Annotated in this window: 3 protein-coding genes and 2 pseudogenes; 4 read left to right on the top strand and 1 reads right to left on the bottom strand. The window is 54.9% G+C overall.

Features of this window, described 5'->3' with window-relative positions; translation table 11 throughout:
• Positions 1-244, top strand: a 244-nt coding sequence (locus NA637_RS24145; RefSeq protein ID WP_256075033.1) for a DsbA family protein, incomplete at its 5' end; no start/stop codon positions are given.
• Positions 245-248: 4 nt separating this feature from the next.
• Positions 249-715, top strand: a pseudogene (locus NA637_RS24140) (methyltransferase family protein).
• Between the two features lie 215 nt (positions 716-930).
• Here NA637_RS24140 and NA637_RS24135 read toward each other — a convergent pair.
• On the bottom strand, positions 931-1,851 hold the full coding sequence (locus NA637_RS24135) for a cation diffusion facilitator family transporter (protein WP_256075032.1): 921 nt from the start codon (positions 1,849-1,851) through the stop codon (positions 931-933).
• A 487-nt stretch (positions 1,852-2,338) separates the two neighbouring features.
• On the opposite strand from NA637_RS24135, the pseudogene NA637_RS24130 reads away from it, so the two are divergent.
• Together NA637_RS24130 and NA637_RS24125 are read left to right on the top strand one after the other, a co-directional pair.
• Positions 2,339-2,586 (top strand): annotated as a pseudogene (locus NA637_RS24130) (helix-turn-helix domain-containing protein); the annotation flags it as partial.
• Between the two features lie 134 nt (positions 2,587-2,720).
• A protein-coding gene (locus tag NA637_RS24125; protein WP_256075031.1) for an IS3 family transposase occupies positions 2,721-3,871 on the top strand; the annotation gives its coding sequence in 2 pieces (ribosomal slippage) (positions 2,721-2,964 and positions 2,964-3,871; 1,152 coding nt in all).
• Positions 3,872-3,889: the final 18 nt, after the last annotated feature.

Raw genomic sequence — 3,889 nt, 5'->3', positions numbered from 1 at the left:
CGATCCCAAGGTAACGCGGGCATGGGCTGCTGCAGAACGCGTCGGTTTGAACTTGGAGCAGGCCCGCCAGGACATGCATACGCCTGGCGTCAACGCCGTGCTGGAAACGGACATGCAGGACGTTAAGGCCGTTGGGGTTCGTGGCACGCCGACCTTTTTTGTCAATGGTCATGCGCTCAGCGAGTTTGGCCCGGAGCCGCTGCGCCAGTTGGTGAACAGCGAAGTGGTCAAGGCACGGGAATGACACTATGAGCGCGCTGGAAAACCGCGTGCCACCGCTGCTCGTGGCGGGCCTGATGGCTGTGCTGATGGGTTTGTCGGGAACCAAATTGCCGGGCTTCGAACGGGCATGGACCGCGCGCCTGACCATCGCTTTGCCGGTACTGCTCCTGGGGCTCGGCGTGTGCCTCGCCGGCGTACTGTCGTTTCGCCGCGCTCGCACTACGGTACGGTCAATCCATTGCAGCCGCAGCAGGCTTCGGCATTAGTGGAGGCTGGCATCTACCAGTACAGCCGCAACCCCATGTACTGAGGCTTCGCCATTATCCTTGCGGCCTGGGCGCTGGCCTTGGCCTCGCCTCTGACCCTGCTGGGCGTGGTTGTTTTAGTGCTGTACATGAACCGTTTCCAGATAGCACCCGAAGAGTGGGCGCTGGAAGCACTGTTCGGAGAATCATTCGTCCGCTACCGCGCACAAGTCCGCCGCAGGCTCTGAGCCTCGGCGGCGTTAGCGACTGCGGGGGCTTACTCGTCACATCAGCATGCCGAGGATGCCCACGACCTAGCCTGATCTCCTCGTGAAGAACTGCTTTGGCCACATGCCGCTAGCATGTCTCTGGTCGATGACATAGCGGCAACGAGTGATGTCACAAGTTCACTCCGTTGATATCGAGCTAACTGTCTAGCAACAGCGTTGAGCGCAAAGCAGGCTTATGCTTCGCTGTGATGACCGTCGGCCTGCCTGGTGTCGATACAAGCACTGCCGTCTAGCTCCATTTCAAGTGTCGAGTGGTTGACTTTGAATTGTTCATGAAGTACTCGTTTTAAATCGGTCTTTACTCGTTCAATATCGGGCAGGCTAGCCTTCTTGATGACAACATGTGCTTCCAGTGCGATTGTATGCTCAGCGATTTCCCATACGTGTACGTGGTGAACACTCACAACGTCGTTTACATGTTCCATGGTATTGATTATGTCAGCGATGGAAACTCCTTCTGGCGCGCCCTCCATCAACAAGTGAATGGTTTTAGGTAGCATGCTAAAGCCTTGCCAGAGCACGTAACCAGCAATCATCAGTGTCAGTACAGTATCCGTCCAGTACCAGCCATACAGAAGTATCAATGTCCCGGCGATAACCACGCCGACGGACGCAAGTGCATCCGACACATTGTGCAAGAATGCCGCCTTTATGTTCATGCTGTCCTTAGACATCGTGTATGTGAGCAAGGCAGTGACGATATCTACAATCAAGGCTACTCCTGCGACCACGACCACTGTCCAACCTTCAATGGGCTGCGGGGAAAACAACCGGCCTACGGCCTCATAGATAAGATAGAGGCCGACGATAATCAGCGTGACCAAGTTGATCAAAGCCGCTATGGTTTCACTGCGCCGGTAGCCAAAGGTTTTGAAAGCATCTGGCGGTCTGCGGCCGATCTTACGTGCGATGAGCGCAATAACCAGTGATGCGGCATCGCTCAAGTTATGTAGCGCGTCAGCTATGAGCGATAAACTCCCAGAAAGTATCCCGCCAACAACTTGTGCCAGAGTTAGTGCAGTATTAACGCCAATAGCTGCGATTAAGCGCTTATCACCCATAGCTTCGGTGTTATGGTTATGTTCGTGAGTCATTTTTTTAACCGCTCCTTAAAAGCTAGCGTAAGACAGAGTAGGGGGGCCAAGCGACCGCCCATAGAGATAGTAAGAAATACTAACGCCTACACCATCTGGCCTTCCGAAACACACTAACAGCAAATGCGACCACCCTCGAGGAAGTTCGTGCGTCATCGTCTTTAACCTGCCGACAACTGGTCGACCCTTCTCAAACGTTAACGACGTTGCTCGCTAATGATATGGATTATGCGGTGGCATGCTCTGAAAATGACAAAAATGTAATTGTCCAAACATTCTCGTCGTAGGCTCAAGCCCCTTGCAGGTTGGTGCGCCTCGGTGCTGAAATGACGAAGCAAGGCGCTCATGCCACCGCACAACGGAAGCATTACATTTCAATAATGTAATGCTTACTGAATTCATAGAATAAGTGCAACGCTTGAAACGATAGGCAGAGAGCCAGCCACCGGTAGAATCCAGGCTCTCACACCGAAGGATTCAAGCGCAGATGACTATGCATTACCGGCAACTGACTCAGGGGCAACGTTACCAGATTGAGGCTGGCTTGAGCGCCGCAGAGAGCCAGGAGAGCAACGGGTTGGCGTGCATCCCTCGACGATCAGCCGCGAGGTTCGCCGCAACAGCACCGGGAAGGTCTATAAGGCCGTATCTGCAGCCCTCGAAAGTGATGCTCATCGGGCGGGTGCGCGCAAGTTTTGCAAGTCGGCCACATGGCTCAGCCATCATCTTCCGGTGTAGCTCAAATACGGCATGAGCCCGGAGCAGATCGCCCAGCGGTTGAAGCAGGAGTAGCCAATCCGGGCGGTCTGAATCGCCCCTAGTTTCGTAGACACCTCCAAGCCTCATAATACGGCCCATTGGGAGGTGCCATGAGCAACCCGCGTTATCCCGAAGAATTCAAGATTGAAGCAGTCAAACAGGTGACCGATCGAGGCCTGCCGGTGGCCGAGGTCGCTGCTCGTTTGGGCATGTCGACTCACAGCCTGTATGCCTGGGTGAAGCGCTATAGCAAGCCTCAAGAGCAGCGCGCGCAAGAGGATGATCAGCAAGCTGAGCTGCGCCGTCTTCGTGCCGAACTCAAGCGCGTGACCGAAGAGCGAGACATCCTAAAAAAGGCCGCCGCGTACTTTGCCAAGGAGTGCGGCTGAAGTACGCCTTCATCAATCAATTATCCGCTGACTATCCGGTTCGCCGCCTGTGCCTGACTCTGAAAGTACATGCCAGCGGTTACTACGCCTGGCTGGCTGAACCGAAGTCGGCGCGGGCCAAGGATGACCAGCGTCTGCTTGATCTAATCAAGCACGCGTGGCTGGAGAGCGGCGGTGTGTATGGCTATCGCAAAATCCATGACGACCTGCGTGAGCTTGGGGAAGCGTGCGGCAAGCATCGTGTTGCTCGACTGATGCGTCTGGAAGGACTGCGATCGCAGACCGGGTACCGACGTCGACCGGGCCGCTATGGTGGCAAGCCTCCAGTGGCTTCACCAAATCACCTGGAGCGCCGATTCAATGTCACCGAACCCAACAAGGTCTGGGTCACGGACATCACCTACATCCGCACCTATGAGGGCTGGTTGTATCTGGCAGTTGTGCTTGATCTGTTTTCGCGGCAGGTAATCGGTTGGTCGATGAAGCCGCAGATGACCAGCGATCTGGCTATCGATGCATTGCTGATGGCAGTTTGGCGGCGTAAGCCAAAGCAGGAGGTGATGATTCACTCAGACCAAGGTAGCCAGTTCAGCAGCGGCGACTGGCAGAGCTTCCTGAAAGCCAACAACTTGCTTGGCAGCATGAGTCGACGTGGCAACTGCCATGACAACGCGGTAGCGGAAAGCTTTTTCCAACTACTGAAACGGGAGCGGATTAGACGAAGGATCTACAGCACCAGGCAGGATGCTCGCGCTGACGTGTTCGACTACATCGAGATGTTTTACAACCCAAAACGCCGACACGGTTTCAACAACCAGCTGTCACCGGTAGAGTTCGAGAAGCAACATTTACTGAGCCTGGAAAGTGTCTAGGAAATCCGGGGCGATTCA

The organism is Stutzerimonas stutzeri (assembly GCF_024448935.1).
GTDB lineage: Bacteria > Pseudomonadota > Gammaproteobacteria > Pseudomonadales > Pseudomonadaceae > Stutzerimonas > Stutzerimonas stutzeri_AO.
This window is presented reverse-complemented; position numbering and strand designations above follow the sequence as displayed.

Coding starts and splice junctions, on each gene's coding strand:
- NA637_RS24135 (WP_256075032.1), bottom strand. CDS start 1,851: ATGACTCACGAACATAACCATAACACCGAAGCTATGGGTGATAAGCGC.